Annotated in this window: 14 protein-coding genes; 8 read left to right on the top strand and 6 right to left on the bottom strand. The window is 67.8% G+C overall.

All coding sequences use genetic code 11. The features are described from left to right. Positions 1-50: 50 nt before the first annotated feature. Both ADY59_RS25560 and ADY59_RS25555 read right to left on the bottom strand, forming a co-directional pair. The gene (locus tag ADY59_RS25560) at positions 51-422 is read right to left on the bottom strand and encodes a hypothetical protein (protein WP_049566592.1); all 372 of its coding nucleotides are present in this window, start codon (positions 420-422) and stop codon (positions 51-53) included. A gap of 83 nt (positions 423-505) precedes the next feature. Continuing rightward, complete coding sequence (locus tag ADY59_RS25555) at positions 506-643, bottom strand: hypothetical protein (RefSeq protein ID WP_156325729.1); 138 nt, start codon at positions 641-643, stop codon at positions 506-508. A gap of 940 nt (positions 644-1,583) precedes the next feature. Here ADY59_RS25555 and ADY59_RS25550 point away from each other — a divergent pair. Continuing rightward, positions 1,584-2,003, top strand: coding sequence for a hypothetical protein (locus ADY59_RS25550; RefSeq protein ID WP_049566587.1), 420 nt, complete (start codon positions 1,584-1,586; stop codon positions 2,001-2,003). Positions 2,004-2,378: 375 nt separating this feature from the next. Next, positions 2,379-4,472 (top strand): hypothetical protein, encoded by a 2,094-nt coding sequence (locus ADY59_RS25545; protein ID WP_049566585.1) that lies wholly within the window; start codon positions 2,379-2,381, stop codon positions 4,470-4,472. Positions 4,473-4,527: 55 nt separating this feature from the next. On the opposite strand, the gene ADY59_RS25540 is transcribed toward ADY59_RS25545, so the two are convergent. The 3 genes from ADY59_RS25540 to ADY59_RS25530 form a co-directional block, all read right to left on the bottom strand. Next, positions 4,528-5,076: a GrpB family protein gene (locus ADY59_RS25540; protein WP_063780783.1), complete on the bottom strand. Its 549-nt coding sequence runs from the start codon at positions 5,074-5,076 to the stop codon at positions 4,528-4,530. Positions 5,077-5,656: 580 nt separating this feature from the next. Continuing rightward, positions 5,657-6,607: an erythromycin esterase family protein gene (locus ADY59_RS25535; protein WP_049566583.1), complete on the bottom strand. Its 951-nt coding sequence runs from the start codon at positions 6,605-6,607 to the stop codon at positions 5,657-5,659. A 64-nt stretch (positions 6,608-6,671) separates the two neighbouring features. Continuing rightward, on the bottom strand, positions 6,672-7,262 hold the full coding sequence (locus tag ADY59_RS25530) for an NADPH-dependent FMN reductase (RefSeq protein ID WP_049566580.1): 591 nt from the start codon (positions 7,260-7,262) through the stop codon (positions 6,672-6,674). 111 nt (positions 7,263-7,373) lie between these two features. On the opposite strand from ADY59_RS25530, the gene soxR reads away from it, so the two are divergent. From soxR to ADY59_RS50280, 4 genes are all read left to right on the top strand, one after another. Beyond that, a complete protein-coding gene (gene soxR / locus ADY59_RS25525) occupies positions 7,374-7,829 on the top strand; it encodes a redox-sensitive transcriptional activator SoxR (protein ID WP_049566578.1) in 456 nt (151 codons plus the stop codon). A gap of 443 nt (positions 7,830-8,272) precedes the next feature. Next, positions 8,273-9,070 carry a hypothetical protein gene (locus tag ADY59_RS25515; RefSeq protein ID WP_156325728.1) on the top strand — a complete coding sequence of 266 codons (798 nt, stop codon included), beginning with the start codon at positions 8,273-8,275 and terminating at the stop codon, positions 9,068-9,070. A 1,033-nt stretch (positions 9,071-10,103) separates the two neighbouring features. Further along, positions 10,104-11,132: a ParA family protein gene (locus ADY59_RS25510; RefSeq protein WP_049566570.1), complete on the top strand. Its 1,029-nt coding sequence runs from the start codon at positions 10,104-10,106 to the stop codon at positions 11,130-11,132. A 329-nt stretch (positions 11,133-11,461) separates the two neighbouring features. Continuing rightward, on the top strand, positions 11,462-12,196 hold the full coding sequence (locus ADY59_RS50280; RefSeq protein ID WP_156325727.1) for a hypothetical protein: 735 nt from the start codon (positions 11,462-11,464) through the stop codon (positions 12,194-12,196). A 583-nt stretch (positions 12,197-12,779) separates the two neighbouring features. On the opposite strand, the gene ADY59_RS25500 is transcribed toward ADY59_RS50280, so the two are convergent. After that, positions 12,780-13,709 carry an NAD-dependent epimerase/dehydratase family protein gene (locus ADY59_RS25500; RefSeq protein WP_049566628.1) on the bottom strand — a complete coding sequence of 310 codons (930 nt, stop codon included), beginning with the start codon at positions 13,707-13,709 and terminating at the stop codon, positions 12,780-12,782. Positions 13,710-14,355: 646 nt separating this feature from the next. On the opposite strand from ADY59_RS25500, the gene ADY59_RS25495 reads away from it, so the two are divergent. Beyond that, complete coding sequence (locus tag ADY59_RS25495) at positions 14,356-14,775, top strand: ATP-binding protein (protein WP_049566566.1); 420 nt, start codon at positions 14,356-14,358, stop codon at positions 14,773-14,775. Between the two features lie 34 nt (positions 14,776-14,809). After that, entirely contained in the window at positions 14,810-15,583 is a 774-nt protein-coding gene (locus ADY59_RS25490; protein ID WP_053175153.1) for a sensor histidine kinase, read from the top strand. The last annotated feature ends 24 nt before the right edge of the window (positions 15,584-15,607 follow it).

The following is a 15,607-nucleotide window of genomic DNA, read 5'->3' as shown; positions in this document are numbered from 1 at the left end:
GAGCGGATCGCATGAGCGTCGCGGTGAACGAACGCAGCCGCCGCTCGGCGTCAAAAGCGAAGGTCGGGGGGTACGGTCGGGTTGATGGCGCGGGCCGCGGCCGCGGCGATGAGGTTGCGCTGCCGGTCGTCCATGAGGTGGAACTTGAACCGGCCTTCGGCGAGCGCGATGGCGAAATCGAGGATGGCGCGCTCGGTGGTGGACGCCGCATCGAACACGCCGTTGTCGAACGCGGCACGGGCGGCACCCCAGTCGACGCTTGGGTAGTCGTCGTCTTCGACCTGGTACACGCACGTGCTGAAGAACATCTTGTCGTCGAGCCAGTCGCCGTGTTTATCGTTGGCGAGGAGTTCGACGGCGGCGATGTAGTGGGCGGAGGAGTTCTGTACTCCGTCGCGCAGTGACTCGGCGATGATGCCCATGCCGCGATTGTGTCACCGCGCTGTAGGTCGGGATAGCGTTTCCGAGCGGCGGCGGAACAGAGTCCGGGGCGCGCTCGTCCCTGTCATCGACGAGGTTCGCCCCCGACCACAACATCGAGCCGTTCATCCTCGACGTCTCCCACGCGGACGGCCTGTGCGACCAGGTGCACGACTTCGTCGAAGCGCGGGCGGCCGTCGTTCTGGGGGAGCTCGAAGGCCACGCCGGAACAGTTCGCGTCAACGTCGCCCCCGAACGCCGACATGCATACCCGGCCACGAACGCGGACGCTCTTCGCGCCCGCTGGTCACCCGTCGACGGCTGCCAGGACCCCGCCACCGCGATCCGCCGGGCCCGCCCACACGGTCGCCGCCCAGACCGGCGGACTGTCCAACGAACATTTCTGGGTCGACCAGGCGGCCAACCCTTGGAGCACGTCTACGCCTGGGCCCTGAACAAGGCGTACAGACTCAAGAGCGTCGGATTCGTCAGCTATGACGGCGTGATGCAGAGGTGTGGCTCCACTGTCATCGGCTGCCCCGGAGAGGAGCCCTCCTGTCCGGCATCTCCCTCGCCTCACGGGTCAGGCCTACTCCTCCACCCGCCGTGCCGTCAGTATCAGCGTGTACAGGTGGGTGAAGAACGTAGGGCCCGGCGGACTGGCCCGGCGCGGGCCTCGGGGCCGCAGATGGTCAAGGCGCTCAGCCGGGTCGCTGAGATCATCTCCTCGGGTCTGCCATGGGTGCAGCTGGCTGTCACGGTGACGCCGCGGCGGCTGGGCGAGCTGGCCCGGTACGGGATGGCGCCGATGTGGCCCAGCTCAAGCGGCACCGCGACAGCCGGCGGTTGGCCACACTGGTGGCAACGGTGACGCAGTTGGATGCTGCCCCGCATCGATATCGGGGACCAGGCCCTGGAGGTGATGGGCTGGGTGCCGCAGTTCCTTCCCTCGCTGACGAGCCTGCCGGGCGGGGACGCCGGGAACGTTGGATACACCGGTAGACGCTTCCGGCCTCGTGTGGCTGCCCGAACGGCCGAAAGCCTGGTACCGGCCGCGCATGCCCGTCGGCACACCGCTACCCGAGCCCGCTGGAGATCAACTCTTGCCAACGATGCGCGACACGCCGCCCGCAGGTTGTGGCGTATGCATACACGAGTACGCCATGATGCTGCGCATGGCTGCTATTGCTGGACGCACGCGACGCGCGAACACGGGTGGGGTGCATGGGACTCTGCAGGGGCGCGTCAGCCCCGAGATCCACGCGCTCGCTTGGAAGGGCGCGGCGGCGCGTGGCCAGTCAATCTCGCTCTACCTGGAGACGCTGGTCGAAGCCGATCCGCTAACCAAGGGACAGGTGACGGGCGTCATGCCCCGCCGTAGCCGTGTACCAACCGGGGACGAGGTAATGCTGCAAGGCCGCGTCCGCCCCGAGGTGTGCGCCCTGGCGAAGACGGGGGCCAAGGCGCGGCGCGTTCCGCTCTGGCGATACCTGGAAATCTTGGTCGAGGCTGACCAAGGCGCAGTGATGCACGCGGAGCCGGAGCAGACCAAGCAGCTCGACCTTGACCTGATGAGCGCCTGAACGCGCTCTCGCCCGCTCAGGGCCGAAGGGAGACTTCGACGACCACAGATTGACCCTGAAATGCCACGAGGGCCCCTGCGCCATTCGCCGACCAAAGCTTGTGCGCAAGGACCCCCGATATAGGCCACCGGTTCCCGGCGGGCTTTCGCATGCCTGGAGCCGGTTAACCAGAAGCTAGGTGCCACGATAGACCATCGGCCCCTGGCTCTGCCAGTCATGCCCGGATCCGGTGTGTCGCATTCGGGCGATACCGGCACAGCCACGACGGATAAATTCATACCCGCCCCGCGCGGATCAACCACATGGGCGGCACTGCGAACTGAGGCTGCGCACACATGGGCAGCCCTGGCACAGCACATCGCGCAGGCGTTGCGCATGCGCTACTCGGCGGACGGCGGGCTCAGCTTCCCCGCCCGCTATGAGCGGCCGTTCTCCGCCCGTCACCCGAACCGGCCCGCCACCGTGGCCGTGTTCGACCGGCGCACCGGGATGGGCCGCCTCCTGGTGCTCGACCATGACATCAGCCGGGCCATCGCTGTCGGCGCCGCCGATCCGGCGGCCCGGGTCGCGGCGGAGGCCGCGGCCGTGGCGGCCGTGGTCGAGCGATGCGGGGGCCGCGTCATCACCGACGTCTCCCCCGCCGGCGGCCGTCACGTGTACGCGCTGTTCGCCCGGCCGATCCCGTGGACGGAGCTGTACCAGGTGGCGTGCGCACTCGCCGCCCGCTTCCCCACCATCGACAAAGCCCCGATGTCCAGCCCGGCGGGGCAGATCCGCGTTCCTGGCTCCCCGCACAAGGTGCGCGACGGCCGCCTCACTGGCTGGATGCGGCTCACCATCCCCCTGGACGAGGCGGTCGTCATCGCCCGGCAGCCGAACAGCATGCGGGTATGGGAGCTGCTGCACGACGAGCTGGCGGTTGAGCTTGGCGTCTACTCCCCCACCCCGGACAGCCGGAGCAGGACTGAGGCTGTCCGCGTCCAGCCCGCGGCCAGCGGCTGGGCGATCGAGGACGACGACGGCATACCGTGGCTCCCCCGACCGCGCGGCCGCCGTGCCCCGCGCCCTGACCTCGGGCAACGCGCCCGAACCGGCAACTGGTCCGGTTACGACTCCCGCTCCGAATGCCGCCTGGCCATCCTGAACAGCCTCGCCGCAGCGGGTTGGCGGTACGGCGAGGTGGTCGAGGAGATGGAACGCGGCGTCTTCGGCGGCCTGACAGCCCTGCTCGAAAAGCGGTCCGCCCGCGACCGGGAACGCGCGCTGCGCATCGACTGGGAGGAGGCGGTCACCAGCGTCGCCGCCTTCGCCAAGGGAAACCCTGATCGCAACTTCAACACTAGCCCGTCCACCTCCTCGCCCCCCCTTCCTCCAGATGCGGAGGTGCAGGCTGAACCGGAGGCAGCCCTGGCTGCGGGAGAGGGTGTGCAGACCGGGTCCCTTTACGCTGTAGATTCGAAATCTCCCGAAATAGGGCCATCCCTGCTCAACCCCTGGCAGGAGATCCTCCTCTGGCGCAACGCTGTTTGGATCGCCGAACGCGACCCAGTGCGGCGATCGGCGTGGGGACGGGCCGCGCCGGCAATACGAATGCTGCTGCGCGCCATGGCCGTTGCCGCCCGCTTGGACCAGGCCGTCACCCCGGCGTTCGGGACCAGGCAACTCGCCCGCATGTCCGGCTACGACCACACCACCGTCGCCAAGCACCTCAAGCTGCTCCGGCAGGAGGCCTACCCGCTGATCGACCGGATCGTCGTCGGCCGAGGCAAGCAAGGCGACCGCTACCAGCTGGTCGTGCCCGCCATCTACCGGGCCGAGGCAGTCGCCCGCAGGTGGCGGGGCGGCCGGATCGAGACGACCCACCACGCCCTCAACCTGGAAGGCGCGTGCGTCGCGCTCACACACGAGGTGCTCTCGAGCGCCCCCACCAGCGTGGCCGAGATCGCCCGCCTTGCGGTCCTGTCCCGGACGTCAACCGTCGAGGCGCTACGCATCCTGGCCGAGCTGGACCTGGCCGAGCGCACCTCGGACGGCTGGATACGACGCGAGCGATCGCTCAAGGAAGTGGCGATCGAGACCGGCGCCGAGGACGACTACCAGGCGACCCTGGCCGAGCACCGGGCCGAGCGCAACGCGTGGTGGGCTACGATCGCCGCCTGGAACCTCCCAGCGGCGACGGACGATGATCGACCGGCCCGTCCGGCCAAAACACGTCCTGATTCCCCGTGGGCCGGCGCAGACGCCGATCAGGTGCCGTGGCCGACCGATCCCACGGACGACATCGAGGGCCGTGCTGTTCCGTCCGACGATGACGTGGACCTGCCGATTGACGAGGTGCCGTCGAGCGAGGTCGAGGCGATCGTGCTGCTGGAGCAGATGCTCGGCGCGCGGGTGATCACCCGCGCATGGCCGAAGCGACCACCGCGCCCTCGGCCGACCACCGGCCGCCCGTGGGTCCACCGCAGATGACAGCGAGGACCTTGTCCCGGCCTGGGCACCCGTCGCCCGGGGCGGCCTGAACCGATCAGCGAGTGGCAGTCCGGCGCCGGGCCACCTCAGTGAGCCTGGTCACCATCTCGGTCTTCCCCTCGGTGTAGGCCTCGCGGTCATTCACATGTCGGACGGCCAAATTCCGTTTGAGCCTCTCGTACTCGGCTGCGGCGTCTCGGTGTGCCCGCATGTAGTCACGAAACGCCAGGACGTCGACGAAGCGCTGACTACCCGTGGGCACCAGGTGAAGGTGATGCGTGCGCCGACTCGGTCGGGGTTTGCAGAACCAATGCATCACCTCGGCTCGGTACGGCGCATACCAGTAATCGAGTGCGGCGAGCAGGTCGATGCATGGCCGTGACGACTCCAGGTCAGCGACGCCGACCATGATGTCGATGACCGGCTTCGCGGCGAGGTGCGGGACGGCAGTACTTCCAACGTGATGGATACCGCCAGTGATCCAGCTACCGATGACTGCGGCGATTGCGTCGGCTTCGGTGTTGAAGCGGATCGGCCAGGCCGGGTCATACGGCTCAATATGGACCTGCTCCTCGAACCCGGGCGATGTAGCGGGTTCCGTCATGGGGCGATTCTGCCCCGACGATCGAAGGCCCGCGCGGCGAGGCCGGCCGCTGCCGGTGCCTGCGGCGTTCCTCACCGAGGACGCGGTGCTCGCCATCGTCCGACGTGGCGCCGAGCTGGGGTCAAGGAAGTCCTGTTCACGTCTCGGGCATCGTGACGACCCCGTACGCCGGTGAACGGACGTCACCTGACCTACGTACATCAGCCCCAACGCCTCGACCATCGTCGACGCCGGACATCCGTTCCGCAGGGCCATCCGATCAACCCACGACGCGAACGACTCACCGGACGCCGGCGCCACCACCAACGCCAACCGCCGGGGCCAGACCGTCATCATTTCCCTGGCCGAGCCTCCTGCTGTACACGCGCCTACTGACATCTGCGAGCGCGCCGGACAACTGCTGTCCGGACGCACCAAAGGTGGCAGTGAGAGCTGCTCCCGACCTGGGCACTGTCACTTCGACTCACGTCGGAATATCGATGGTTGCGTCATCGAAGTTGGCATTAGCCAGCCGAAGATCACTGTCGGGAGAACGTCCCAGCCCCCGGCAGGGCGCGCGAGGGCCTGGCGCTTCGGCGGATCAGCGGCTGATGAGGTGGACGGGTGTCACCTGCCGGTGGTGGACGACGATGTCCATCCACTCGGCGAGCGAACCGCCGGAAAGGTGGTGGGCGGCGTCGTTGCCGGGGTCGTAGACGGGGCCGATCAGGCGAGTTCTGGCCGGAGCGTTGAGCCAGGCGCGAACCGGGGCCGGGCTCTGCGCGCGCAGGTCCAAGAAGAAGGAGTCCAGGCCGGCATCGCCCAGCGGTGTCTCGGCGAAGTCGGGCGGCGGGGCGGGGACATGGTAGGGCAGCGACCCATGGTGGAAGGTCAGCCCGATGCACAGGTAGCCGCTGCCGAAGCGTTCGCGGAGGTAGCTGCCCGCGGTGCGGTGCGTGAGCGGCGGGGACTGAGGTGAGACCGTCCGCGTGGCGCCGTTGACCATGTGTGCGAGGCCGCCCCAGTAAACGATCTTGTCGCCGACGCGTTCGTGCCACCAGATCGTGTCCTCGGCCAGGCGTTGTTCGATGGCGTCGCCGACCATCTCCGGCGAATTGCTGAGCTGCAGGGGGGCTCGGTCGGGAACGTCGGCGAAGCGGACCGGGTCGTTCGGGTGCCGTTCGTTGTGAGCGCGCATCCATTGAATGACTTCGACGATCTCCTCGGTCTGCCAGAAGGACCGGGCGTCGGCCAGGAGCACCCGCGCGTCGCCCTGGCCGGTGCGGACGTACTCGTCGAGTTTCAGACGTGCGGTGCTGTCGCCTTCCAGGGCGATCGAGCGAAATCCCATCTCCTCGACCAGAAATCTCAGCATCCGGCGGGCGATGGCCGACAGTTCGTGGGCCTGGCGGGCCGATGAGGCGAGGGCGACGACCGTGGCATCGCGCGTCAGGTCGCTCAGGGTGGCCAGATCGGCCAGCGGGTCGTCGGGGGCAAGGGTGGTGAGGGGATGGGCGTGCTGCCTGATCCACTGACGTACTGTCTCGGTCATTGCTGTCTCCGTGGGGTATCTGCTCTTCGCGGGCCGGCGGGCAGCCGCGTTCCGTGGGTGAGGTTCAGGCGGCGTAAGGGCGGGCGGTCCTGCCCGCGCGCAGTGTCCGGGCCCACCAAGCGAGCTGGTCAAGCATGATGTCGGCTGCGCTCGTGCAGCCCTCCGGGCTGGCCGGGTCACCCTTGTCATCGAACTGACCGGCGCCGTGAAAGCTGACGGTGTCCCGGATCCCCACCGCGTGCAGTTCGGCGAAGACCAGACGCAGGTGTTCCACCGCCCGAAGTCCGCCGGACAGGCCGCCGTAGGAGACGAAGCCAACCGGTTTGGCCTGCCACTGCTGGTGATGCCAATCGATGACGTTCTTCAGCGACGCGGGGAAGCTGTGGTTGTACTCCGGCGTCACAACGACGAACACGTCGGCAGCGTTCAACCGGGGTGTCAGACTCCCGAGAGCCTGTGCCGCCTCAGGGGAGGGCGCCGATCCGAAATCCGGCAGCGTCATGGGGAGCTGGACCTCCGCCAGGTCGACGATATCGACGTCGAACTCTCCATGCCGGTGGGCCTGACGAGCGAACCAGTTCGCGACGGTCGGGCCGGATCGGCCCGACCGGACGCTGCCGATGATGACGACGAGCCTGATCGGCTTCTCGGACATGACACAGCTCCTCGGAATTGCTTCGGAATTGCTAGGGAGTGCGGCGCTCGTCGCGCCGTGCGAACAGGCTCGTGCTTAAACAAAGGTTTAAGTCAAGCTAGGGTGAGCGGTATGTCGGTTTCAGGTGAGATTGCCGATGTGTTGACCATCGGGGAGTTGTCCGGGCGCAGTGGCGTCCCTGCCTCTGCGCTGCGGTTCTACGAGCGCCAGGGACTCATCACCAGCCATCGCACCGACGGCAACCAGCGTCGCTACCACCGCAGTACTCTGCGCCGGGTGGCGTTCATTCGTGCCTCGCAAAGCGTCGGCATGCCGCTGTCGGTGATCGGAGAGGTACTGGGCTTCCTGCCGGAGGGGGCGCCTGCCACCCGGCAGTTCTGGATGAACGCGTCGGTGTGCTGGAGCAGGGAGATCAACGCCCGCATCGAGAAGATGGAGCGGATGCGCGACCGGTTCACCGAGTGCATCGGCTGCGGGTGCCTGTCCTTCGAGCAGTGCGCGCTGGTCAACCCTGCGGACACGCTCGCGGAACACGGCCCGGGCCCCCACCGGCTGCTGGAACCCTGAGCTTGCGGGTCAAGCAGCTCTGGGCATCGGCGCAGGTGAGTGCGGGTAGCGCCTTGACCGACCACCTGGTGGCGCTCGTCGCCGAACCAGACCTACGCACCCTTGGCCAGCCGACGATGGTGGTGTCCTCCAATGGGCCGGAGAGGTCCACCGCCAGTTCGCCTGTCCAGCACAGATGCAGCACGACGGCGCGAGCCACCAGCGGTTCGGCGGTGAAGCTGACCAGCTGCCCCAGCGGCACCGGCTCGCCGGCCAGCGACAGGAGCTGCGCGCGGTAGTCGTCAACCCCGACCATCTCGCGGCGACAAAGCGCGGCCCAGCTGAGCTTCCACCAGGCCAGCCATACGCCGTACTGACATGTGCAAGCGCGTTGGACACCTACTGCAAAGGCCTCGAAGGATGATCAGCCAGATCATGATCATAAATGTCAATACACTATTGACATGCCTAAGCGCGCCGAACCTCAGATCAGCAAAACCGCAGGTGAGAGAGCTATTGCCGCGATTGTAGAGCGCCGTAGGCAAGTACGCGACCTGGATCTGGAAGGGCTCCTGCGTGACGTCCCGCAGGAGCAGCCAGTTGCCGTGATCCGATACGTACTGACCTGCCAGAGGGTGCCGGACTGGGTGACGTCGAACGACGTCATCGATGCGCTGTGGGTGCTGGCGTACGTCCGCCGATACTTCCCGCACCTGCCCGAAGAGGCCGATCGCCTGGAGCGTGACCTACTCGAGCTCGGATGCGCCAAGCAGATCGCGATGATCAGGATGGCTCCCCCGCTGAACGTTCGGACGCGGCAGGCGGTGGAGAACCGGATCCTGCGCCACCGAGCGGCCAAACTGGGCTTGGCGCGGAGCGAGCGGCAGGAGCGCGCTCACCGGCTGTCGGCCGCTCCGCCCCGGGCTACGTCCGCCGAAGGACTGTGGTACGACCGTCATGCCCTGTCCCTCTGGGAGGCGGCATCGGACCTCGTCCGCTACCGCGCCAAATTCGACCATCTCATCGACGACGAGCTCGCGGAGAACATCATCGGCCTGCGTCGTGCGGTGCGCGAGATGAAGTGGCCGCTGGCTCAGGAGAGCTATCCCACCCTCCGGGAGATCGGGTGGTGGGCCCAGGAAATCGTTGATGCCGTCGCCGACGAGCGGTACGCCGCCTTCCGACAGCAGCTCGGCGAGGTACTCCCGCGCCTGACCGAACTCACCGCGCAACAGCACGAGGCGCGGTTCGGCGCCATGTAAGTACGTGTTTCACACGGCCGGCGTCGACCGCTTGCCTCCCTGGATGGGGCGCGCCCTCCGATCCCGATCTCCGCACGGGCTCATCCGGCTCGCAGAGCAGCTGCACGTCGCGCGTCAGGAGAGGGACCTGCCGCGCCGAACGGTACCGCCTGAGTGGCAGGCGGCCGTGCGACGAAGGCAGGATGAGGAGCATCGACGCGATGGAGGCCCGTGAGGGATCCCGCGCATGTCGTGCATAACTGTGCATGCTCTCCCCCCTGTTGACCGTGTCGGCGAAGGGCGGGATGAATACATCATCGGTGTAGCCGTCCGCCGTGCAAGGATTTATGAGACGGCAGAGCATGACCAGAGAGCTCAAGGCAACTGCACAATTCTCAGCCCGGAGATGCGAGAGATACGCTCCTTGAACGCTGGGTATCGGTATGGGATCATGACCGTCAGCACGTGAGCTCGGAGCATCACCGCAGGTCGCATCGAGTAATAGGTGCATCAACAGGCCCACAGTCAGGGTGAGAGATCAGTGTCACGATAGGCGTCAAGAAATATCGATGCAAAGGTAGTGAAAAATACTTAGCAATACCTGATTCAGTAGTCATAAGAAGTCTAGTAGCAGCAGTGAAGCTAAATGTGAAAGCACTAGAAGCATCGCTAGGGATAGAACCTGATGAACCAACCAATAGGACAACAGCCATACGCACAGTGCTGGAGAACGCGATGGACACCGGGACATAGGCAAGGGCAGCACTTGCCTGCCCCCTGACCTCGTGACTTCCTGACCCCCTGACGCCCTGCACAGCCTCCTGGATCGATGGAACGCCCAGCCGCTCGAAGAGCGAAGCCCCCCCGCAAGCGGCTACAAGCGAACCAGCGCAAAAGCTCCGACACGCCCGCGATGAAGATGACGCCAGCGCCCTAGATCTGTTACTAAAGGAGCCGAGGCTCCCTCTGCTCTGCTGGGCGATTCGCCGCCCAAGCGGCAGCGGGATCGAACGACCTTCCGCTCAGCCGTCGGCACGCACAGGAGAGTAGATCCATGACCTTCCCCCTCACTGGCACAGCGGCCCGAGGGCTGACCAAAGAAGAGATCATCCAATCGATCCGCCCCAAGCTGCGCCGCGTACTCATCGTCCTGAACAACAAGGGCGGAGCCGGAAAGACGACGACCACCGCCAACATCTCGGCTCAGCTGGCGGCCGCTCTGCACGAAGCCGGATCCGCCCAGCGAGTGCTGGCCATCGATCTCGACCCTCAGGGCAACCTCGGACTTGATCTCGGTTATCAGGGCAAGCCCGGCGATGATGAGGGGCAGAGCGTCATCAACGTCGTCGAAGGTACGGGGCCCTTGCACATCCTCCGGGATGTCCGGCCACACCTCGATGTCGTACCGGGTGGGAAGGTTCTCAAGAGGACGACAGCGTCGATCATCGGCACGCGTTCCATCGACCCCCGCCGCGAGATCTTGCTGAGCCTCGCGCAGGCGCTGGCCGACGTGGCGTCCGACTACGAGTGGATCCTGATCGACTGCCCGCCGAACATCGCCGACCTGCAGCATCTCGCGGCGGTTGCCGCCGAGTACGTACTGATCCCCGTGTGCTTCGACCAAGGCGCGATCCAGGGCCTTGAGGGGGTGAGCGAGGTCTTCGACGTGGCCACGCCGCTGAATCCGACCTTGACGCCTCTCGGCGTCCTGCTGTTCGGCTTCGACCGCCAGCACCTGCGCAAGGTCAAGGACGAGGAGGGGGAGGTGATCGGTGTGAGAGAGATCGGCTTCCTCGCCAAGAAGCGACGCGAGATAGAGGGTGTCCTCGCCGACTCCGGAATCCCCATCTTCCAGACCGTGATCACTCGCGCCGTCAACGTCGCCGACCAGTGCCGCAAGCACGGACGCGTGTTCGCCGAACTGGCCGACCTGTCGGCCGGGCCCGAATGGAAGAAGCACGCCAGGCAACATCAACTGACTCTCAGCATGGAGTCGGCCGAGACCTCCGCGATCGAGATGGAAGAGGCCACTGCGGAGATCATCAAGAGGGCGCTGGCCCTGGAAGCGGAGGCGTACGCGTGACCAGCGAGTTCTTCGAGGACAAACCTCCGCAGCCGAAGCTGGCAGGGATGTCGCGGGCACGCGGCAGGCGAGGCACGAGCGGCCTGTCCGCCCTGGTCGCCCAGCCGCCCAGCCCCCCGCCCAGCCCCGCGCCTGAGGCGGGGCCCGAGACCGGGCCCGGAGCTGAACAGTCGCGGAGCACGCCGCAGGTCGACCAGCCGAAAGCATCCCGGGGAGCTCCGGCGGTTGCGGCTCCTCCGGTGATGCCGCCTCCAGCGGTGGCGCCCGAAGTGAAGGCGCCCGAGGCGCCGCGCGAAGTGCCGTCACCCCAGGCACCCCAGGTGCCCCAGGTGGAGACCAGCGTCCGCATCGCCGTCGAGGCCGAGGCGCCGAAGCCCGACGTGGCGAACACGCCCAGCTCCCGCGCGGAACCCACACTCCCGGGGATCGGCCAAGAGGCAGGGCCACGTCAGAAACGCGAAGCCGCGGCTCCCCAGCCGGACGACCGTGGCGCGCCGCCGGACACATCGCCGGAGCCGGACATCCCAACCGCCCCGGTTCCGGCCAAGACGCGTCACCGCGCGTCCCGGGCAGCCCAGTCCGACGCACGCCGGTCACCCGCGCCGAAGGCCGTGGTGGCGGAGTCGAGCGCCTACCAGACGCCTGAGCAGGTCAGCATCTACGTGACGCCCTCGGCCAAGGAACGCGCCCGGGCGATGAGCCGCATCGAGGGCATCGAGTACGCCCAGCTGGCGATGGACGCCATCGACCACTTCCTGGGTGAGGGCATGCTGTCGTTCCTGGTCCGAACCCGTCTGGAGGTCAGCCGTCCCAACGGATCGCACTTCCCGCCCCGCCGCAACCTCCGGTCGAGGTCGAAGACGGGCGTGCGCCGGGTGCTCTGGCCGGTGCAGTTCCGGCCGGCGGAGCTCGAGGTCCTGAACAACCTGGTCATCGACACCGGAGCGGAGCACCTTTCCACGCTGGTCTCCGTGGCGGTGGAGGCGTACCTGCTGGACGATGACGAAGCCACTCCGTCCGCACGGTCCCTGGTCGATGACGCGGTATCGCCGCGGAGAAACTGACCGGGTCCGCAGACCAGAGGGGAGCGGGGGAGTGGCGACTCCGCAACAGCCAGGTGCGGGCAGGCCGGTGAACCGCATATAGCAGCCGGAGTGAACCGTAGTGGCAGGAGGCGTGGGCGTGATCGCGACAGGCGGGACCCGGCTGAGCCCGTCACGGTACCTTGGAGGGTCGTGGCCGGCTGTCCTCGTACGAGGTGACGCCCGCAGGCGCCGACGCGCCCATCAGCCTGCCGAGGGCCATCGGCGTGCGGCGGGTGCGGCGCTGGGCAGCCGCGAAGCGCGGGCTCGACGCCATCAGCGATGCGCCCGCCCGTACGGCGGGCCCGTGCGGACCACCGGCGTCGCGCGAGCGGCCGCCGGTGCGTCGACCCGGTGCGCCCGGTGTCTCCGGTCAGCGGCCGGAGGACGGGTGTGCGTGGGGCTCGGTGCGTTCTCCGTGGCGGTGTCGTGGGGGAGCGCGCGAGGGGTCCCCGCCAGCCGCCGCTGCTTGATCTCCGCGCAGGAGCCACAGGGATGTCCGGAAGACAACACATGATCTTCACCGCGTCCCGGCGGGCACTCCGCCGTCCAGTGGCACTTCGGGTCAACCCGCGGCCTGAGCGGCCTCGACGGCCATTTCCTTCAGCACCTCATCGAGCGGGGTGGGCGTGACACCGAGGATCTTCAGGGCCGAGGAGGCGTCGAGGATGTTCGGCCGGTCGTACAGGTACAACATCTCGGGGAACTCGGCCATGATCGAATTAGTACGCCCGATCTCCTCCAGCTCCCGCAACGGCATGTGCCGCAGCTGGGGAGCGGGCGCGCCGGCCATCGCGGCGAGGCGGACGGCCAGCCGGCGTACCGAGATCTCGGCGGTGGACGGCACGTGCCAGGCCCGCCCCCAGGAATCCTCATGACGTGCGGCCGCGATGAGCGTGCGGGCCACGTCACCGGTGTAGGACCAGCTGTGCGGCGCGTCCAGGTCGCCGGGGTAGGAAACGGGGGTGCCGCCCAGGACCTGCGCCCCGACCATGAGGGTGAACGGTGAGTACGCGCCGGCTCCGAGATAGTCGCTGGCCCGGACCTCGGTCACCCGGACCCGGCCCGCCTCGTGAGCGGCTCTGGCGTCGTGCCACATCTGCGCGCGAACCCGGCCTTTGCGGCTGGTCGGTGCCATCGGCGACTCTTCACCCACCGGCCCGTCGGCGGGCCCGTACCCATAGGTGTTGCCCAGCATGACGTAATCGGCCCCGCCGCGCTCGGCGGCGGACAGCAACGAGGCCGCCAGCGGCGGCCATTCGGCAGGCCAGCGGTCATACGCCGGCATCGCGGCGTTGTACAGGATCGCGGCTCCGGAGGTCAGCTCCATCAGCCGGGCGGCGTCTCGGGCGTCGGCGGACACCCGTTCGATCCGCGGATGGACTGGGCCGCTACCGCTCCGGGTGACAAGACGGACCTGCTCGCCGGAGTCTGCCAGCAGGCGGGCGGTGGCCGCCCCAGTGGCTCCGGCGCCGACGATGACGTGCAAGGACATGACGTTCTCCCCTTCGCGGGGAACGGTCGTGCCCCGCTGCCTCCACCCTGCAGTGCAGCCGATCGGTAGGGCAGTGGCCCGAATGCCAGCTATCAGGAGGTTCGGGCCATACACCGGGATAGCGGTCGTCGCCGTCCCGTCGTCGCGGCCGGCGGCAGTCTCCAGATCACCTCGCACGAACTGGAGATCCTCGACGACGCCGACCCGGTGATCGTCACCGGGACCGGCGCCCGCGACGACATCGACCCCCACCTCCTGCGGGCCCTGCGACATGCCGCGGGGGGCTGCCGTGCCACCATCTACTGGGCTCGGTCCGAGGAGTTTCGCCGCCGCTTCCCCGCCGTCGAGCTACGCCCTGACCGGCTCTACGTGGACGACGGTGACGTGCTGACGTCCGACGGCATCGATCCGTGCCTCCACCTGGTACGCAGCGACTACGGAACGGCGGCCGCCGGCGCCGTGGCCGCAGCTCGCTCGCCGCCACCAGGGCGGCCGACAGCGAACCGACAGCGACAGCCACGTCACCGACAACGGATCGACATCACACAGTGGCAGGTTGGGTCTCGAAGGCAGATGCGGGGGCTGACGCAGTCGGAGGGACTCACGGCCAAGTCCACATCTGCCGCTCAGGGGAAGGAAGTCGATCATGAATATGCTCGACGCACATGAGGGCCAGGTGCGCCGGTTCACGGCAAGGCTGCCGGAACTGCAGCATGTGAGGCGTTTCGTAAGTGACTTCATGGCCTGTCATCCGTCCGCGGACGACGCGGTCCTGGCGGCCTCCGAACTCGCCGCGAACGCTATCGAGCACTCCGAATCGGGCGGTTTCACCGTCGAGGTGACTCACCTCGACGATGTGGTGCGCATCGATGTCCGCGACGCGGGCGGCTCGCAACAGCCGAAGCTGCGCCACGACGACATCGACGCCACGCGCGGACGCGGGCTTGTCATCGTCGACGGCCTCTCCCGGCGCTGGGGTGTCGCGCAGGGGCCGTCGCGTACCAGCGTGTGGTGCGAGATCGAGTGCGCCCACGTGTCCGCCGTCCCCGACTGCGTCGCCGCTTGAGAAGCGCAGCCACGGTCCAGAAGGAGGCAACGAGGTGGACAAGCACCAGACACGGCGTGCGGGCGCCGGTTACGGCCACGGCTGCACGACGGTCTGCCTTTCCGACAGCGAACTTCCACAGCCGGCGAGCCCGGCGCCCGAGACGATCGAGCAGGCGCGGCAGTTCGCCGCGGACGCCTCCCACGAGATGCGCACCCCTCTGGCCGGCCTCCGCCTCACGTTGGAGGAAGCTCAGCTCCACCCCGATCAGGCAGACCTCGCGGAACTCGTGACGCGTGCGCTGCACGACGTCAACAGGCTCGAGAAGCTCGTCGCGGACCTGCTCATGCTGGTACGGGTGCGGGCGGTCGCAGCTTCTGAACGGGAAACGGTGAACCTGGCCGAGCTGGTGCGGGCCGAGCTCTCCAGGCGGCGGCACACACTCCGCGTCGACCTTCGTGACGACCGCGACCTGAGCGTCTGGGGCGTCCGTACCGATGTCAACCGTCTGGTGGCCAACCTGCTGGACAATGCGCAGAGACACGCTCGCCACGCGGTACAGGTGGAGATCCGGAGGGATGGCGGCGCCGTCGAGCTCACGGTGGCCGACGACGGGACAGGCATTCCGGAAGCGGACCGCGAAAGCGTCTTCGGCCAGTTCGTCCGGCTGGACGCCGCGCGTGGCCGTGGGCAGGGCGGCGCGGGCCTGGGGCTGACGATAGCGCGGAACATAGCGCTGGCCCATCAAGGGACCCTGCACGCGCAGGACTCGCCCCTCGGGGGCGTCTCCTTCGTACTCCGGCTGCCTGCGGACGAGCAGGCAGGATGAATGCCCGCCCCGCGAAGAAGCGAG

The organism is Nonomuraea sp. SBT364 (genome assembly GCF_001083785.1).
Classification (GTDB): domain Bacteria; phylum Actinomycetota; class Actinomycetes; order Streptosporangiales; family Streptosporangiaceae; genus Nonomuraea.
This window is presented reverse-complemented; position numbering and strand designations above follow the sequence as displayed.